27 protein-coding genes are annotated in these 13,616 nt (G+C 62.6%); 6 read left to right on the top strand and 21 right to left on the bottom strand.

Features of this window, described 5'->3' with window-relative positions:
* Positions 1–15 precede the first annotated feature (15 nt).
* From GFK26_RS18220 to GFK26_RS18195, 6 genes are all read right to left on the bottom strand, one after another.
* Positions 16–447, bottom strand: coding sequence for a hypothetical protein (locus GFK26_RS18220; protein WP_153283194.1), 432 nt, complete (start codon positions 445–447; stop codon positions 16–18).
* Complete coding sequence (locus tag GFK26_RS18215) at positions 444–749, bottom strand: hypothetical protein (protein WP_153283193.1); 306 nt, start codon at positions 747–749, stop codon at positions 444–446. Before GFK26_RS18215 ends, GFK26_RS18220 begins: the two co-directional genes overlap by 4 nt.
* Positions 742–1,113 carry a hypothetical protein gene (locus GFK26_RS18210; RefSeq protein ID WP_153283192.1) on the bottom strand — a complete coding sequence of 124 codons (372 nt, stop codon included), beginning with the start codon at positions 1,111–1,113 and terminating at the stop codon, positions 742–744. Before GFK26_RS18210 ends, GFK26_RS18215 begins: the two co-directional genes overlap by 8 nt.
* Positions 1,106–1,474: a hypothetical protein gene (locus GFK26_RS18205; protein WP_153283191.1), complete on the bottom strand. Its 369-nt coding sequence runs from the start codon at positions 1,472–1,474 to the stop codon at positions 1,106–1,108. The genes GFK26_RS18210 and GFK26_RS18205 overlap by 8 nt, the downstream gene beginning before the upstream one ends.
* Before the next feature lie 508 nt (positions 1,475–1,982).
* The gene (locus GFK26_RS18200) at positions 1,983–2,885 is read right to left on the bottom strand and encodes a hypothetical protein (protein ID WP_153283190.1); all 903 of its coding nucleotides are present in this window, start codon (positions 2,883–2,885) and stop codon (positions 1,983–1,985) included.
* Between the two features lie 280 nt (positions 2,886–3,165).
* Positions 3,166–3,795 (bottom strand): RNA ligase family protein, encoded by a 630-nt coding sequence (locus GFK26_RS18195; protein WP_228121680.1) that lies wholly within the window; start codon positions 3,793–3,795, stop codon positions 3,166–3,168.
* A 126-nt stretch (positions 3,796–3,921) separates the two neighbouring features.
* Here GFK26_RS18195 and GFK26_RS18190 point away from each other — a divergent pair, with 126 nt between their 5' ends.
* Positions 3,922–4,098 carry a DUF3606 domain-containing protein gene (locus GFK26_RS18190; RefSeq protein ID WP_153283189.1) on the top strand — a complete coding sequence of 59 codons (177 nt, stop codon included), beginning with the start codon at positions 3,922–3,924 and terminating at the stop codon, positions 4,096–4,098.
* On the top strand, positions 4,095–4,343 hold the full coding sequence (locus GFK26_RS18185) for a hypothetical protein (protein ID WP_153283188.1): 249 nt from the start codon (positions 4,095–4,097) through the stop codon (positions 4,341–4,343). The genes GFK26_RS18190 and GFK26_RS18185 overlap by 4 nt, the downstream gene beginning before the upstream one ends.
* Here the strand turns inward: GFK26_RS18185 and GFK26_RS18180 are convergent, their stop codons facing one another.
* Both GFK26_RS18180 and GFK26_RS18175 read right to left on the bottom strand, forming a co-directional pair.
* Positions 4,344–4,643 carry a hypothetical protein gene (locus tag GFK26_RS18180; protein WP_153283187.1) on the bottom strand — a complete coding sequence of 100 codons (300 nt, stop codon included), beginning with the start codon at positions 4,641–4,643 and terminating at the stop codon, positions 4,344–4,346. It lies immediately after the preceding gene.
* 7 nt (positions 4,644–4,650) lie between these two features.
* Positions 4,651–5,628, bottom strand: a complete 978-nt coding sequence (locus tag GFK26_RS18175) for an SOS response-associated peptidase family protein (RefSeq protein WP_153283186.1) — start codon at positions 5,626–5,628, stop codon at positions 4,651–4,653.
* An 82-nt stretch (positions 5,629–5,710) separates the two neighbouring features.
* Between GFK26_RS18175 and GFK26_RS18170 the strand changes: the two genes are divergently transcribed.
* From GFK26_RS18170 to GFK26_RS18160, 3 genes are read left to right on the top strand one after another with little or no spacing between them, the layout of a single operon-like run.
* Complete coding sequence (locus tag GFK26_RS18170) at positions 5,711–6,151, top strand: LexA family protein (RefSeq protein ID WP_153283185.1); 441 nt, start codon at positions 5,711–5,713, stop codon at positions 6,149–6,151.
* 1 nt (position 6,152) lies between these two features.
* A complete protein-coding gene (locus GFK26_RS18165) occupies positions 6,153–7,451 on the top strand; it encodes a Y-family DNA polymerase (protein WP_153283184.1) in 1,299 nt (432 codons plus the stop codon).
* A 19-nt stretch (positions 7,452–7,470) separates the two neighbouring features.
* Positions 7,471–7,692: a hypothetical protein gene (locus GFK26_RS18160; RefSeq protein WP_153283183.1), complete on the top strand. Its 222-nt coding sequence runs from the start codon at positions 7,471–7,473 to the stop codon at positions 7,690–7,692.
* A 10-nt stretch (positions 7,693–7,702) separates the two neighbouring features.
* On the opposite strand, the gene GFK26_RS18155 is transcribed toward GFK26_RS18160, so the two are convergent.
* On the bottom strand, positions 7,703–8,032 hold the full coding sequence (locus GFK26_RS18155; RefSeq protein ID WP_153283182.1) for an H-NS family nucleoid-associated regulatory protein: 330 nt from the start codon (positions 8,030–8,032) through the stop codon (positions 7,703–7,705).
* Positions 8,033–8,117: 85 nt separating this feature from the next.
* Here GFK26_RS18155 and GFK26_RS18150 point away from each other — a divergent pair, with 85 nt between their 5' ends.
* Positions 8,118–8,948 carry a restriction endonuclease gene (locus GFK26_RS18150; protein ID WP_153283181.1) on the top strand — a complete coding sequence of 277 codons (831 nt, stop codon included), beginning with the start codon at positions 8,118–8,120 and terminating at the stop codon, positions 8,946–8,948.
* Here the strand turns inward: GFK26_RS18150 and GFK26_RS18145 are convergent.
* From GFK26_RS18145 to GFK26_RS18090, 12 genes are all read right to left on the bottom strand, one after another.
* Positions 8,945–9,316: a hypothetical protein gene (locus GFK26_RS18145; protein WP_153283180.1), complete on the bottom strand. Its 372-nt coding sequence runs from the start codon at positions 9,314–9,316 to the stop codon at positions 8,945–8,947. The genes GFK26_RS18150 and GFK26_RS18145 overlap by 4 nt on opposite strands.
* Positions 9,313–9,732, bottom strand: coding sequence for a hypothetical protein (locus GFK26_RS18140; protein ID WP_153283179.1), 420 nt, complete (start codon positions 9,730–9,732; stop codon positions 9,313–9,315). Before GFK26_RS18140 ends, GFK26_RS18145 begins: the two co-directional genes overlap by 4 nt.
* Positions 9,716–9,925, bottom strand: a complete 210-nt coding sequence (locus tag GFK26_RS18135; RefSeq protein ID WP_153283178.1) for a hypothetical protein — start codon at positions 9,923–9,925, stop codon at positions 9,716–9,718. Before GFK26_RS18135 ends, GFK26_RS18140 begins: the two co-directional genes overlap by 17 nt.
* Entirely contained in the window at positions 9,922–10,455 is a 534-nt protein-coding gene (locus tag GFK26_RS18130) for a hypothetical protein (RefSeq protein ID WP_153283177.1), read from the bottom strand. The genes GFK26_RS18135 and GFK26_RS18130 overlap by 4 nt, the downstream gene beginning before the upstream one ends.
* Complete coding sequence (locus GFK26_RS18125; protein ID WP_153283176.1) at positions 10,452–10,865, bottom strand: hypothetical protein; 414 nt, start codon at positions 10,863–10,865, stop codon at positions 10,452–10,454. The genes GFK26_RS18130 and GFK26_RS18125 overlap by 4 nt, the downstream gene beginning before the upstream one ends.
* A 3-nt stretch (positions 10,866–10,868) precedes the next feature.
* Positions 10,869–11,144 carry a hypothetical protein gene (locus GFK26_RS18120; protein WP_153283175.1) on the bottom strand — a complete coding sequence of 92 codons (276 nt, stop codon included), beginning with the start codon at positions 11,142–11,144 and terminating at the stop codon, positions 10,869–10,871.
* Entirely contained in the window at positions 11,141–11,437 is a 297-nt protein-coding gene (locus GFK26_RS18115; RefSeq protein WP_153283174.1) for a hypothetical protein, read from the bottom strand. The genes GFK26_RS18120 and GFK26_RS18115 overlap by 4 nt, the downstream gene beginning before the upstream one ends.
* Positions 11,434–11,859, bottom strand: coding sequence for a hypothetical protein (locus tag GFK26_RS18110; protein ID WP_153283173.1), 426 nt, complete (start codon positions 11,857–11,859; stop codon positions 11,434–11,436). The genes GFK26_RS18115 and GFK26_RS18110 overlap by 4 nt, the downstream gene beginning before the upstream one ends.
* Positions 11,856–12,107: a hypothetical protein gene (locus GFK26_RS18105; RefSeq protein ID WP_153283172.1), complete on the bottom strand. Its 252-nt coding sequence runs from the start codon at positions 12,105–12,107 to the stop codon at positions 11,856–11,858. Before GFK26_RS18105 ends, GFK26_RS18110 begins: the two co-directional genes overlap by 4 nt.
* Entirely contained in the window at positions 12,104–12,403 is a 300-nt protein-coding gene (locus tag GFK26_RS18100) for a hypothetical protein (protein ID WP_153283171.1), read from the bottom strand. Before GFK26_RS18100 ends, GFK26_RS18105 begins: the two co-directional genes overlap by 4 nt.
* Positions 12,400–12,993 (bottom strand): 3'-5' exonuclease, encoded by a 594-nt coding sequence (locus tag GFK26_RS18095; protein ID WP_153283170.1) that lies wholly within the window; start codon positions 12,991–12,993, stop codon positions 12,400–12,402. Before GFK26_RS18095 ends, GFK26_RS18100 begins: the two co-directional genes overlap by 4 nt.
* 113 nt (positions 12,994–13,106) lie before the next feature.
* Entirely contained in the window at positions 13,107–13,613 is a 507-nt protein-coding gene (locus tag GFK26_RS18090; RefSeq protein WP_153283169.1) for a hypothetical protein, read from the bottom strand.
* Positions 13,614–13,616: the final 3 nt, after the last annotated feature.

Genomic DNA, 13,616 nt, shown 5'->3' with positions numbered 1-13,616 from the left:
GTTGGCCCTGCCCACTCAAACCCCGGCTGCAACTGCGTGTTGGTACGCCTCGTCGAGGACGTCGAGGACCTCGGCGTGTGCTTCTTCGAGCGAACACGCTAGGTGTATGGTCGCGCGATTGTTCAGCTGATCGTTGAACATCCAAATGAGGTCGCTGGAACGATGGGTCTCGTAGCCCAGACCCCGCCCTTGAATGACGGCGACCAGCAACTTGCCGACTTCCGACTCCTCGACGAATGTGAACCGGTTCGCCTCGTAGGACTTGGTGACGCCCGGCACTGCGAGGGCCTTCGCTGCAGCGCCCATCAGGCAAAACTTGCAGGCGTCAGGGTTCAGCACGCTCACCTTGGAGTTGTTCTCGTCGGCGGCCATGTAGCCGCCATTCCAGCTTTCTGGGGTTGCGAGCGTCTTGCGCATTTCCCCGAGGGTTTTGGCGATGGTCTTCATTTGGTCAGCTCCAGATCTTTGGTTGTGGTGGTGGTTTTGCCTTCCTGCGGGTCGTCGGTGACTTCCAGCCAGATGGCCAGGCAGTCGACCTCTTCCCCGGCGCCGCCAAACTCAGACAGCAGGCCCTGACCGCGCACGCGCCACACCGCGCCCATGTCCACGATCACGCCGCCGCTCTCTTTGCGCAGGGGCTGGTCGTGCAGGAAGACGGTCACGACTTTCTTGCCAACGCAATGGCCCTCGGTGCCAGAGGTCGAGCCGATGATTCGGCACTCCTGCCCGGGCCGGGTGGGTTCAGCCATGAATGTCGCCCTCTTCCAGCGCGTTGGCCAAGAACAGGCACAGCCAAGCGCGCGATTCCCATTCGCCCAAGGTTCTCGGACGAGTCGGCTCGAGCGTGTTGTTGTCGCCGCGCCAGGCCTTGCCCAGCGTCTGGTCCAGAAGAGAGCCGACTTGCCCGTACGCCCACGGGAATTTCACGCGGTGGACTCTTCCCTTTTCGAGTCGGACAGTCGAGAGCACGTTGCAGATACCAGCCCAGAAGACCGTTCCACTCGGCATGACCGCGGTTTGGCGCGTATACAGATCGGGGCCGTGCTTCTCGACGATGTCCCAGTAGGACTCTGCGATCTCACGGAGCTCATCGCTCAGCGTCACGTCAGTCAAGGCTGCCCCCTTCGGTGTCGTCGGACTTCTTGCGCTCGGCCGCGCCCACGTGCTCGTCGTTGGCAGCCTCTGCGATGGCTTCGCTGCGGAAGCCGTTCTCGCGCTTGGCCCAGTCGTTGACTTCCTGCAGGTGCTCGCCCAGAGCCTTGTCGGCCTTCTCCGCGACCTGGTCCAGCCCCTCCCAGTGGATCCGCTCGCTACCGCCGTTCTTGACGTCCGCGACGGCATACGACTGGGAAATGCCGATGCAGACCTCAACGGCCTGCGCCAGCTGGGTGCCCGAAAGAAGGCGGCCGCCGACCTTGTAGGTGGCTTGCGGGGCGATCGGAATCCCCGAGGTGCATTTAGGTTTGGTGTTCATAAAACCCCGCTTGTTGCGATAGGTGAATAATGCACGTCGTAGTAAGGAAGTGCTGAGTGATTATAGGCAATAAATCAGTGTTCGCTGACACACTTACTTGGGCGAGCCAGTTTTCGCTACGTCGTGCCGAGCACCAGCCTCGCTCGTCCATCTGGGGCTGAAGGGCGTGCAGGGCTGTTGAGAAGAAGTGCACCGCCGACATGTGACGGGATGTGTCTATACTGCTATCCACCTAATTTGGAGACTTTCATGGGCCTGTTTGACATCATCCTGAAAGCGGCTTCCTCCGTGATTTCTGAACGTTCGCAGAGGGAGCCCGGCACCCACGGTTTGATGGACTACGGCAGGACCAAGGACACGGGTGGGCACGACCACCGCGATAACAGAGGCGACGATCGCACGCCGGCTCAAAAGATTGCGGACCGAGCACGCCGAGGCCCACGCAAGTAGAGTCAAAAAAGCAGGGAGAGGCTCGCGCCCCTCCCCGAACGTCTCAACACACCAGAAATCAGGCGGTGACCAAGCCCAGCTTGGCGTTCGCAGCGGCGAGCAGCGTGCTCTCGGCGTTGGCAACGAAGCGCCCCTTCCCGTCTGCCTTGAGCAGCTTGAGGTCGGCGTACATGCCCACCGTGTTGCCGCTCATCGCGCGGGCCGAGCCGATGCTGTAGGGCTTGCCCAGGAGCTCGGTGATCAGGTTGCTGTCCTTGCCGGTGGTGATGTGGCCGTCGCGGTGCAGCACGCGCAGGGTCTTCTCGAGCACCGTGTTCAACGTCGCCTTCTTGCCCGACAGGAAGTCGAACAGCAGGCTCGCGCGGTTCTGCTCTTTCTTGTTCATGCCCTGGATGATCGCGAAGGTGCTGTCCATCACGTTCTTCAGGTCCTCGTCGGACACACCGGCGTCGGCCAAGGTCAGCACCGTGTAGTCGGCGGCGCCCGCGCCCAGTCGGTCCTTGATGCGGTCGACCTTGTTGGCGTAGTGCTTGCGCGGGATCTTCGGGGCCGCGGGGGCGTCAGCGAGCGCGTCGGCCGGCGTCAGGGGAACGGCGTCGCTGGCATCGCCGGTGGGCATTGCTGCCGGGTCGGTGACGGCCGGGCTTGCAGCGTCGATGGAAGCCTGCACTGCTTCGACGCGGCCCAGCGTGGCTTCGAGTTCGTCGTCGGACAGGGCGACTGCGGGCGCGGCGTCGGCGATCACGATCGGGGTTGCGTCGGTGTCATTGGCTGCACCTGCTTCGAGAACGATTTCAGGCTCGCCGCCCATGCCCGTGAGTTCGGCCAGCAGGTTGTCGATGTTGTCGGCTTCGAGCATCTCGGCGTGGTTCATGACCACGGCATCGGCGCTCTTCTTGCCCTTGCGTGGTGCGCGGGGCGCGGTGGAAACGGGGGTGTTCTTTGCAGCGGTTTTAGCCATGCGGGCCTCCAAACAATGGGTGGTTCATAAAGGTCGGGAGCACTGTGCTTTCCCGATGAATGAAGTTTCTCGTGGGGGTGTTGGCTGGAAACGTGTCCCGCTTGGCCCTGTTCACTTCGCACTTCACTCGGGCTTCGCGATGTGCGCGCTGACCCGATGACCCAAATATCTCGCCCGTGTGTTGGAAGCCCGCCCGGTGCGTCGGCTGCGTGCGCTGACCATGAAGAATGCGCGCACGCACGTGCGCGGGTATGCGACACCTCTTGGATGTGCTGACCAGCTACCTCTTTCCGCGATTGAACCGCTCGGGTGGAACAGCACCTTTTCGTTTCACCTTCACCCAGTCCGTCGATCTCACGCCAGGCTGGTAGGTGCTCGCCGCGCGCTTGGCCACCAAGCCTTCGAGCTTCAGCGGAATCACTGCCTCCTCGAAAATGCGTTGGGGCTGGTCGTCAAAGTGACGAACCACCAGGATGCCTGGCTTCGCGGGCTTGAAGAGCTTGGCAAGAGCAGCTTTGCGCTGCACCAGCGGCTGCTGCGAGATGTCTACGCCTCGGTAGACCAGTAGATCAAAGACGCAATAGACAACCGGTGAGGCTCCCTCGTACCAGCGTCGGCGTCGCGCCCGGTCGTGCAGCTTGTCGAAGTCACTACGGCCAAGTTCGTCAAGCACACACATTTCGCCATCGACTATGTACTGGCCGCCCTTCACTTTGGCCAGGGCCTGGGTGATCTCTGGGAACCATTTCGTGCAGTCCGTTCCGTTGCGAGTTCTGAGTCGAACCTCGCCGTCGAACTCAGCTGCGACACGGTATCCGTCAAACTTTATCTCGTAGAGCCAGCCAGGCTCATCAAAGTCCACTGGCCGCTCATCGAGCAGCATGGGTGGGAAGTCGGCGAGATGCGGCATGGCCGTAACTTCCGGCTCGCGTAGGAGAGCCGCTGTCAGCCGGAATCGCATTTTGGCGATAGCCAAGACCGCACCCAGCCAGCATTGTTCGCACGTCGGCGTCGTGCCGACGATCAGAGGAACACCATGACAGACGACACGAAAAAGACAGGACTCGACCGAAAGCTCATTTCCCTAGAAGAGCCACACGAGGTGCTCTCGTGGACAAAGTCTCTTGGCTGCAGTGAAGCGCAGCTTCGCGAAGCCGTCAAAGCCGTGGGTAACTCAGCAGAGGCAGTGCGTGTCTACCTGGACAAAAAGTGACTGCGCATATTCGCCGCATCTCGGTGCACGTCGACGAGCCTGACCCCGGTCACTTTTTCTGGGTCCTGATGGAAGAAGGTGACGACGCCAGCGAGTGGACCGAACTTGAATCAGCTGAAGAGTCCTATGACCTGTGGCTCGATGCGCTCGATGCAGGTGTACGTGCGCTTGTCCGCTATGCGCCAGACGAGCGTATTGGCCCACGCGAAGTGAACGAGGACGAGGACGCCGACCCTGTCGGCTGATCAGTCATCGACTTCCACCCCATAGCGCGCCGACACGATCGCGCGGCCAACGGCAACCCGCGGCGTCGGGCCTTCGAGCCACCGACCCCGCCCCTCAGGGAGGCGGCCGCCGGGCCGCCCAACAACGACGGCACACCACTGGTAGTGTTTTCCGGGCAGTGGCGCCACATGGATGGCATCGCGCTCAAGCGTTCGCTCGAAATCTGGCCACTCCTTTGTGTACGCAATGCCTGGCGGTTCGCCAAGGCACTTCGCCACCCAGTAGTCGAGGGTGTCGCCGCTCAGTTCCGCAACCTTCATCGCACCATCAGGCAGCCATCCTGTGCTCGTAGTAGGGCCGCTCTTTGATGCTGTCTTCCAGCACGGCGTCCAGCTGATCAAGCGTGCGCCCTTCCGGCGACAGCCACGTTTCGACGTTCTCGGGGCGGAGCTGAATGATGCAGCGGTCGTGGCCTGCGTCCGCGACTTCAGGTGGCGGTTCGTCGGTCACAGCTGCGAAAGACCACAGATCCTCCTCGTCTGAACCTTCCGGCGGTGTCCAGTGTGAGTAGACGCATGCGATCAGCATGTCCTGCGCCGGCCGCGGTCGGAACTCGAGCACCACGTTCTCAGGCTCCTCACCCGGACGCAGCTCGCGGTGCTCCATGTTGTGCAGCTTCACGTTCTCATAGAAGCCGTTCACGATCATCAACCCATGGGTATGGCCGAACTGCCCCTTCCAGAAATTCCGGAGGTTGTCGCGGCGCGCGTTGTAGATGCCCGGGTACTTCGTGTCGTAGAAGGCCGGCTTGCCCGCCGGCCGGCAGAGATATCGCATGGGTTTGAGGACCAGCTCGCCCTCCTCCATCACCAGCACCGGCGCGTACCAGCCCGGGAAGATGCGAGCGTCGCGCGGCTTCAGGTCAGTGCGCTTCAAATCTTCGATCTTCGCCAGCGAAGTGGCGATCTTGTCGGTGGCGACTCGCTTGTCGTTTAGCGCCTTTTTCGTCTCTTTCACCAGCAATTTTCTTTCGGCATCCACCAGGCGGGCGCGCTGGGTGAATAGCGTCTGCTCGTGCACCATCGCCTGAGCGACATTGAATTCATCGATCAGGGCTTTCACCTGTCGCTCTTCCTCGCTCGTGGGGTTCGCGAACAAGGCGTCCATCGCCCTTGGGAACCGCAACATCGGCTGCTGCTTGCGCTTCCAGTACGCCGCGAAGAAGTCCTTGATGGACAGCCTCGTGCCCGGAAAGAGGCGTTGGAACGCTGCGTAGTCGGCCCGGACTTCAGCGGAATAACACATCGCAAATCCTTTCCAAGGAGCCCGACAGGGCAGTAACCAATTGGTGTGACATCGTAGCGCCAGACCGACCTATACTGTATGTATGAACAGTATTTTGGCACAACCGGCGCCGGAGCCTCTGAGCACCGAATGCCTGATGCTGCCTATCGCCGACGCGACCGTCCATGCCGGCTTCCCCTCGCCTGCCGAGGATTTCCTCGTCAAGCGTATCGACCTGAACACCGTGCTGGTGACGCACCCACAGGCGACCTTCATGCTTCGGGTGGCTGGCGACAGCATGCGTGACACGGGCATCGACAACGGCGACCTGCTGGTGGTGAATCGTGCGCTGAAGCCGCGGCATGGCCAGATCGTGGTGGCCGTTGTGGATGGCGACTTCGCGGTCAAGCAGCTGTACCTGCGCGCCGGCCGCCTCAAGCTCAAAGCTGGCAACCCCACGTACCCCGAGATCACGCCCTCCGAGGGCCAGACGATCGAGATCTGGGGCGTGGTCACCAGCTGCATCAAACAATTTTCGACGTGACATGTTCGCGCTGGTCGACGGCAACAACTTCTACGTCTCCTGCGAGCGGGTCTTTCGGCCGAGCCTGCAGGGTCGCCCTGTTGTCGTCCTGAGCAACAACGACGGCTGTGCGATCAGCCGCAGCGACGAAGCGAAGGCTCTGGGCATCAAGATGGCCCAGCCGCACTTCGAGTTCCGCCACCTCGAGGACCAGGCCGGCCTCGTGTCGTTGTCGGCCAACTTCACGCTCTACGGCGACATGAGCGACCGGATGATGACCCTGGCCGCGGGCATGGGCGCCGAGCAGGAGATCTATTCGATCGATGAGTCCTTCATCGACCTGTCTGGAATTCCAGGCGACCTGCGGGGGCGGGCGCGCGCTGTGCGCGAAAGAATCCTGCGGTGGATTGGCATCCCCTGCTGCGTGGGCATCGGCCCAACCAAAACACTCGCGAAGCTCGCCAATCACATCGCCAAGGTGGCTGAACGAAAGCCCGGCACCTACCCGGAGCTGCAGGCACAGATCTGCGACTTCTCCACGTTGGGGCCGGAGGAAATGGAGGCCCTGCTGGCGAGCACCGATGTCGGCGAGATATGGGGTGTCGGGCGGCGCATCGGCGAACAGCTGCGCGAGGGCGGTATCACCACTGCCCTGGACTTGGCGCGGCTGGACCCCGCGACCGCCCGCCGCCGGTGGTCGGTGGTGCTCGAACGCACCGTGCGCGAGCTGCAAGGCCTTCCCTGCATCGATCTGGATGACGCGCCGGCACCGAAGAAAGAGATCGCCTGCACCCGGTCGTTCGGCCATCCCGTTCGGGAACTGCCTCAGCTGATCGAGGCTGTCAGCGAGTTCGCGGGGCGCGCTGCAGAGAAGCTACGCCGTCAGGGCAGCCTGGCCGGCTTGGTTCTGGTGTTTGCCCACACCTCGCCCTTCCGGCCGGGCCCGCGCTTCGCGAAGTCCTTGACCGTCCCGTTGCGCCGTCCGACGTGCGACACAGCGGCCATCACGCAAGCTGCGGTGCTGGGCCTCAAGTGCCTCTTCGAGCCAGGCTTCGACCTGGCGAAAGCGGGTGTGATGCTGCTTGAACTCAGCAGCGGCAGCGTGCTCCAGGGAGAACTGGACCTTGAAGACGAAGCAGGCCGCGAACGTAGCAAGCTGATGCAGGCGCTGGACGTCGTCAACGATCGATACGGCAAAGGGACGTTGCGAGTCGCCAGCACCGGCAACGGCGGGGACAAGCGCGAATGGACGATGCGCCAGGGGCGCCGCACACCGCACTACACGACCGACCTGCGCCAGGTGCCCGTTGCGCGGGCGTAGGAGCACCGAGAATGCTGTCATGAGCCAGACCGAATTCCTCCCCTTCCCCACCACGATTTTGCGTGCGCCCGTGTGGTACGACAACGACGTGCGCGAAGACCGCAGCCTCCCGAACATGCCCGGGGACTACAAGGTCACGCCAGGTGTTGGCAACGAGCGCTGGACCGTCACATGCCTGAAAACCCAGGAGGTGGTCTACAACGGCATCGGACCGGTCCAGGTACTGCGGACCCAGACCTGACCCGCAGAACCTAGACGCGATAGGCGCTGATATCGCCGTCCTTGCCGGTGAGGTCCTTGAGCCACTTGGGGCGCGGGCCGCGGCCGACCCACTCGTTGCCCTGGCCGTCGGCGTACATGACGACGGCGGCCTTCTTCTTGCCCTTCTTCGCTGCGACCTTCACTGAAGCCTTCGCGGCACCAGTCTTCTTGAAGCCGAGCTGCTCAGCGGTGATGCCGTATTCGGCGATCGCCACCTTGATCTTCCCGACGACTTCGCCAATCTCCTGCTCGCGCAGTTTTTCGGCCTGAGCTTGCAGGCGGGCGATTTCCTTTTGAACCTGAGCGTAGGTTTGAGCCAAGACGAGGTCTCCTTGAGTGAAAGGCGCGATCTTATCCCCGCATCAAGGACCGAAGCCCGCCCTCGATTCAGGCTATCGCGACCGTATGATCGACCGCGACAAATACGAGGAGAACCGGGTGGCTTCAAACTTTGCTGAGATCAAGTGCGGTAAGTGTAGGAACAAGATCCCCATTGACTTTTCGGATCTCGATGTTCAAGAGATTGGCGACGGCGATGAGCGGGAAATGGGGCCAGAACTCACCTACTTCGGCTTCGTGGATGTCAGTTGCCCGCAATGCCGGCATACCATGACGGTTGACTACACGGCAACCGAATACCCCGTCGGCAGCCCTGCCGACAGCGAGACGAGGGTCGACGGCGGAGAGCTCATCACAGGCTTTGGCGACATCGATGTCCAATGGGACGAGCGCCTCTATGAGTTCAGCGATCAGGCGGGCCTCTACGTCCCCAAGCAACAAGAGATCATCACTCGACTAGGGAACTGCTCCAACACCCTAATTCTTGAAGCACATCACAACCCGGATGTTCTCTATAGCGCCGACCCTCGAGCTTTTGAGGAGATGGTCGCCTACATATTCAAGAAGCATGGTTTCGAGGTTGAGCTTACGAAGAAATCAAAAGACGGCGGCCGGGACATCATTGCGTGTCGAAACGATGACCTTGGGACACCGTTGAAATACCTGGTGGAGTGCAAGCGCTATGCCAAAGATCGACCGGTCTCTGTTGAGATGGTCCGAGCCTTGTATGGCGTGCATCAAAAGGAAGGGGCCAATAAGTCAATGCTCGTGACCACGTCGAGATTCACACGAGGCGCGCGAGATTTTGTCCAAGGCGAGAACACAACAGAGATCCAGATGAGGCTCGTCGAATTTGCGGAGCTGCGGCGCTGGATCGCGAACACCTTCAACCGCTAGTGACCTTCTCGTCCTGACTTTGGTTTCGACAGGCGGTATTCGATCATCTGCTTGCCTGTGAAGAGCCCGAAGGGTTCGTGGTTCTGCGGCTGCTCCACCCGGAAGGGCTTGGGCAAGTCCGGCAGACTGCTCGCTGCGAGGACGGCGCTGCGAGCCGCACGGTCGGCAAATGATTCCGCCATCTGCATCTTGTGGTCCCCAGCGATGGGCGCGACGATCGCAGCCAGCTCTCGCATTCGCCCATCAACGAGCAAACCGGTGTCTTGCCACGCGCTCACCTCGCGAGCGAGCGCCACCACGTGCTCGGCGGCGAACGCTGCAGCGCGAGCACGAATGGCATTCAGGTCATTGGGGATCGTTTCGGTCATGACGTGTGGTCTCCAAGGGCGGCGCGCACCACCTCGGCAATGCGCTCACGCAACTGCTGCGACTGGCCATACTCCTTCGCCACGTCGCGCAGGTCATTCACCAGCTTGGCAATCTGGTGATCCTTGAGCCGCTGCGCGGGCGCGGGCTGGGCAAGGACGGACACCGCCGCCCTGTGCGCTTCATGCCAGCGGGTGATGTCCACGTCGCGCGTGCCATGCGCACCGTACTGGAGCGGCTGAATCGCGACGAAGGCCTTCAGTGCATCCGCCACTCCCGCGCTCGACGCTGGCTCTTCTGCCCGTGCGCTCGAGGCGTAACCGCCAGATTTCTGCTCCTGCATCAGGAGCTGGATGGGGTCCTGCAATAGAAGGGGTGCCATGAGGCTGTCAGGGGTTCCGTTACGCTGGTAGGTCACGCAGCAGGCCCTCGATAGACGACAGTGTTGCTTCCGCCTCTTCGCGCACGCTCCGGAGCGCCCACGAGGAGATTTCGCTTTCGCCGTCGTCGGTGTATTCGATCCTCGCCTCGGCCGCCTGGAGCAGTGCCACAACGACGAGTTGCTGGGCAGCGGCCGCATCGAGCAGCGCCTTGATCTTGGGGTTCGTCACGCAGTCTCCTTCTGGAACATCCAGGGCTCGACCCGGAAGGTTTCAATTGCTTTTTCATCAACCCACGGCTCGAGGATCACCGAGGTGTTGAGCACGTTCGGCCCCTCGAAGAACAGGACCGAGGTATCGCGGCCGAAGTAGATGCTGTGCACCTCCTCAGCCTTCATTGCGTAGCCTTGCCCGGCCGAATACACGGTGTCGTGTGAAACACGCCGCACCGCCTCGGTCGCGCCTCGCTTGTACTTGCCGAGCGAGTCGAAGATCAGTTTGGTTTCGACGAAGTCATCGCCGGCCGTTGACTTCCGCCACAGCCGGTTGGTCACGCGACCTTGGAGCACCAGGCAGTGGAAGTCGAACCGATGCGAGTGCGGCGTGATGGCGAACTGCTGCTCCCGCTCGCTCTCGAAAAGGCGCACGCAACCACCCTCGTGCGGCGCGCCGATGATGTAGCTGCTCAGGCCCGGCGCGATGTAGTTCCTCACCGGCTGCCGGGCCATCGAACGGATGAATTCAAGCGGGATGGGGATCATCCAGCCACCTCGCTGTTCTGGATGATCCAGCGCAAGCGATTCGACACAAGCTCGTGGTCGGTCCCGGTGAAGCCTTCGTCGGCAGGGTGACCGCCGCGCATAGCAGGCAAGATGTCCATCTGCGAGTGTCTGGGTGGCCCAAAAAGCTCCACCACGTCGCCCCAAGTCATCGTGCCGGTGTCCGGAGCGAGGCCTGCCTGGCGGCGGAATTCGGGCCACCATTCAGCCCACCCGCCGAAGCAGGCGAGCGTTCCGCAACTGGGCGGGACTGCGAACTCCTCGCCCGCCCCGCGCCAATCCCGCAGGGCCGGGAACACGTTCTCTGGCGGAACGCTGGGCCACATCACGTTGAGCGCCTCGAGGGCATTGGCGCGTTGCTGGGGCGTGACCTTGATCTTCTCTGTCAGCATGGACTACTCCTTGTCGATGATGAGTTCGGCAGTCGTCTCGAACGGCAGCTCGCTGTTGCCGTTGAAGAGCTGCTCGCCGAACTGGTTGGCGATTTCGTGCATGTGCCACTCGGACCAGCCCTCGGCGTCTTCGACAGGCGGGATGTACTTGAGGTCCGTGCCGTGCTGCATGTTGAACATCACGTGCTGCATGGCGTGGAAGGCGCGGCCGTGGGGCGTCAGGCGAATGCGCACGCGGTCGTTGAAGTTGAAGCGGATGGTGGTCATTGCGTTGTTCATTCGGTGCCCTCGTGTTTCGATGGGTCTACTGTCGAGGGCAAGCTGTGGACCGCTCCCGGAGGGTTCGCGAGGCGGTGTCGGTTGCAGTACTGGCCGTACAGCGAGTGGTACTCGGCTGTGGGGCGCACGCGCGGTGCATCGAGCTGGCGAAAGGCCGCCTTCCACTGATGGAATGCCAGCAGCGGCTGGCCAATCAGGGCTGCGATGGACTTGCCGCACCGGCGGCCCACCATGGTGACCTTCAGCGGGCGTCCAAGCTGTGTACTGACACCGGGCCGTATATCGAGGCTCATGGCGCGGGCGTCCAGTCAGACTTCACCAGCGCCAGGTCGCCCGCGACGCCGTCGGCGAAGAGCTCCTCTTTGGTGCTGTGTCGCGCAACCGCGATCACCTCAGACGGGAGGGGCAGACAGTGCACCCGCCCGCACAGACCCGCCAAGAAGAAGGCGATCGCGCTCACGGGCACCAGCACGAACAGCGACAGCAGGGCAAAGCCCAGGTTGCCGCCCATAAGGAACGCGAGCACGACCTCGTGAAAGAGTCGCGAGGGCGTGTTCAGGAAATTGGTCACCGTGCCGAGCCACACGCTGTTCAGCAGGCTGGGGTTGCGATGCAGGATCAGCTGATACGGCCGACAGTCCCACGTCCGAGGTGCCATGTCCATGTTCACGCGGAAGCGGGACGCTTCGATCTGGGGAATGATCGTGCCCTTCATGCGAGCTGTCCGATCACATGGACCTGCTTCGCTTCGCGGAGCGCGCGGTGCTCCGCATACAGCGAGCGCCACAACGGCTTGATGGCCAGCACGTGGCCCATCCAGATGCCGAAGACGATCCACATGCCGAGCGGCTCTTGGCGCACGGCCAGGTGAGACTGGGTGAGCGCCAGGAATATTGCGCTCAGCATCGACAGCCACGAGCCAGCGATCAGCACGGCCTTGAGCCAGAAAAGGGTGCGCTTCATGCTGGAGCACCCCCGCCGTTCTTCGACCAGTCCGTCATGCCGGCGGGCGCCGGCACGTGGCCCAGCTTCAGGATGCCGTAGTCGCGCAACGCGCCCTCCACGACCAGCCGAGCCTCAGGGGACAGGATCGCGTGGGCTTTCTTGCGGTGATCGGCCAACGCGCGCTCGATCTGGTGTTCAGGCATCGGACCGCGACGCAGCTCGAGAATCTTGACCTCGACCATCGTCGCCGCCTGCACGGCGGCTTGCTGGATCTCGGGCAGCTGGAGGAACTTGTCCTGCAGGATCTGGTTCATTTCTTTCCTTTCTTCACCGTCAGGGGTGGCAACTCGTAGTACTCGGTGGGCAGGGTGAAGAAGCCGCGGTCGACCTGGCTGAAGAAGCACTTCGCCATGACGTCCACGTCGTAGTCGGCTGCGTGAGCCTGGGTTGGGTCGTAGTCGACGCCGCAGGCGAAGCACAGGGCTTTCAGGTTGGGCAGCGAGCCATCGCCCGTCGCCCAGCGCGCTTGCAGCATCGAGTCGATGCTTCGGACCTTGGGCACAGGCGCCCCGATGCGGATGAACTCCCGGAAGGTGAACGGGAGGTCGAAGCCTTCGCCGTTGTGCGCGACCACGTAGGTGCAGGCGCTCAGGATCTTCGACAGCTTCGGGCCGACCTCCTCCCACGTCGGCTCGTTGATGAGCTCGTCGAAGGCGATGTCGTGAATCGCTTGCGCGTCGGGGTCGATGCCGCGCTGCGGGTTGATGCGTTGCACGAAGCGGCCAACGCGGGCTTTGCTGTCCAGGTCGTAGATGTGGGCAGCGACTTCGATGAGACGGTGGCCGTCTTCCTGCTTGAGGCCGGTCGACTCGCTGTCGTAAAAGGCGGCGAGACTGCGGCTCATGCGGTCAGCGCCTCGAACGCGGTGCGGCCCTTGGTGTTGAGAAGCATGCGAGAACCCCTAAAAGTTGCGATAAATCAATGATCGAATCGGGGCGTTGGCCCCGGTTCGGCCCGTCAGCGACGCGACGAGCTGGAGGAACTGCGCGAGGGCGAGGAGCGCGGCGCAGATGGCTTGAAGCTGTAGCTGGGCGCCTTGTAGGAGCTCGGGCCCGAATAGCTCGGCTTCGGTGCTGCAGAGGGCACGGGGATCGGTGACGACTTCGGCGTCGTGCTCACCATGGGAGCCTTCGGGACCACGTTGGGCACGTTCGGGCGCGGGGTTGGCGCGAACCACGAGCGCTTCGGCTGCTGCGGTGCTGCAGCTTGCGGGGCGAACCCCGGTGCAGGTGCTGGGACGTGCTGCGGCGTGGCCTTGGGCGCGGTCATTCGGCCGAGCAGGTAGCCGCCCACACCCCAGAGCCAGCCGTTGTCGCCCTGCGGTGCAGCGGCTTGGACGGGTGCGACAGGTGCATGCGGTGCTTCACTGCCCTGCCCCATGTTCATCGGCTGGATCGTGTCGTCCTTGCCGCACCCGGCCAGAGCCAGGGCGGCGAAGACCAGCGCGAGGGTGGTCTTCTTCATGCC

Source organism: Variovorax paradoxus (assembly GCF_009498455.1).
Taxonomy (GTDB): Bacteria; Pseudomonadota; Gammaproteobacteria; order Burkholderiales; family Burkholderiaceae_C; genus Variovorax; species Variovorax paradoxus_H.
The sequence above is the reverse complement of the archived record's forward strand: the minus strand, read 5'-3'. Positions and strand labels throughout refer to the sequence as shown.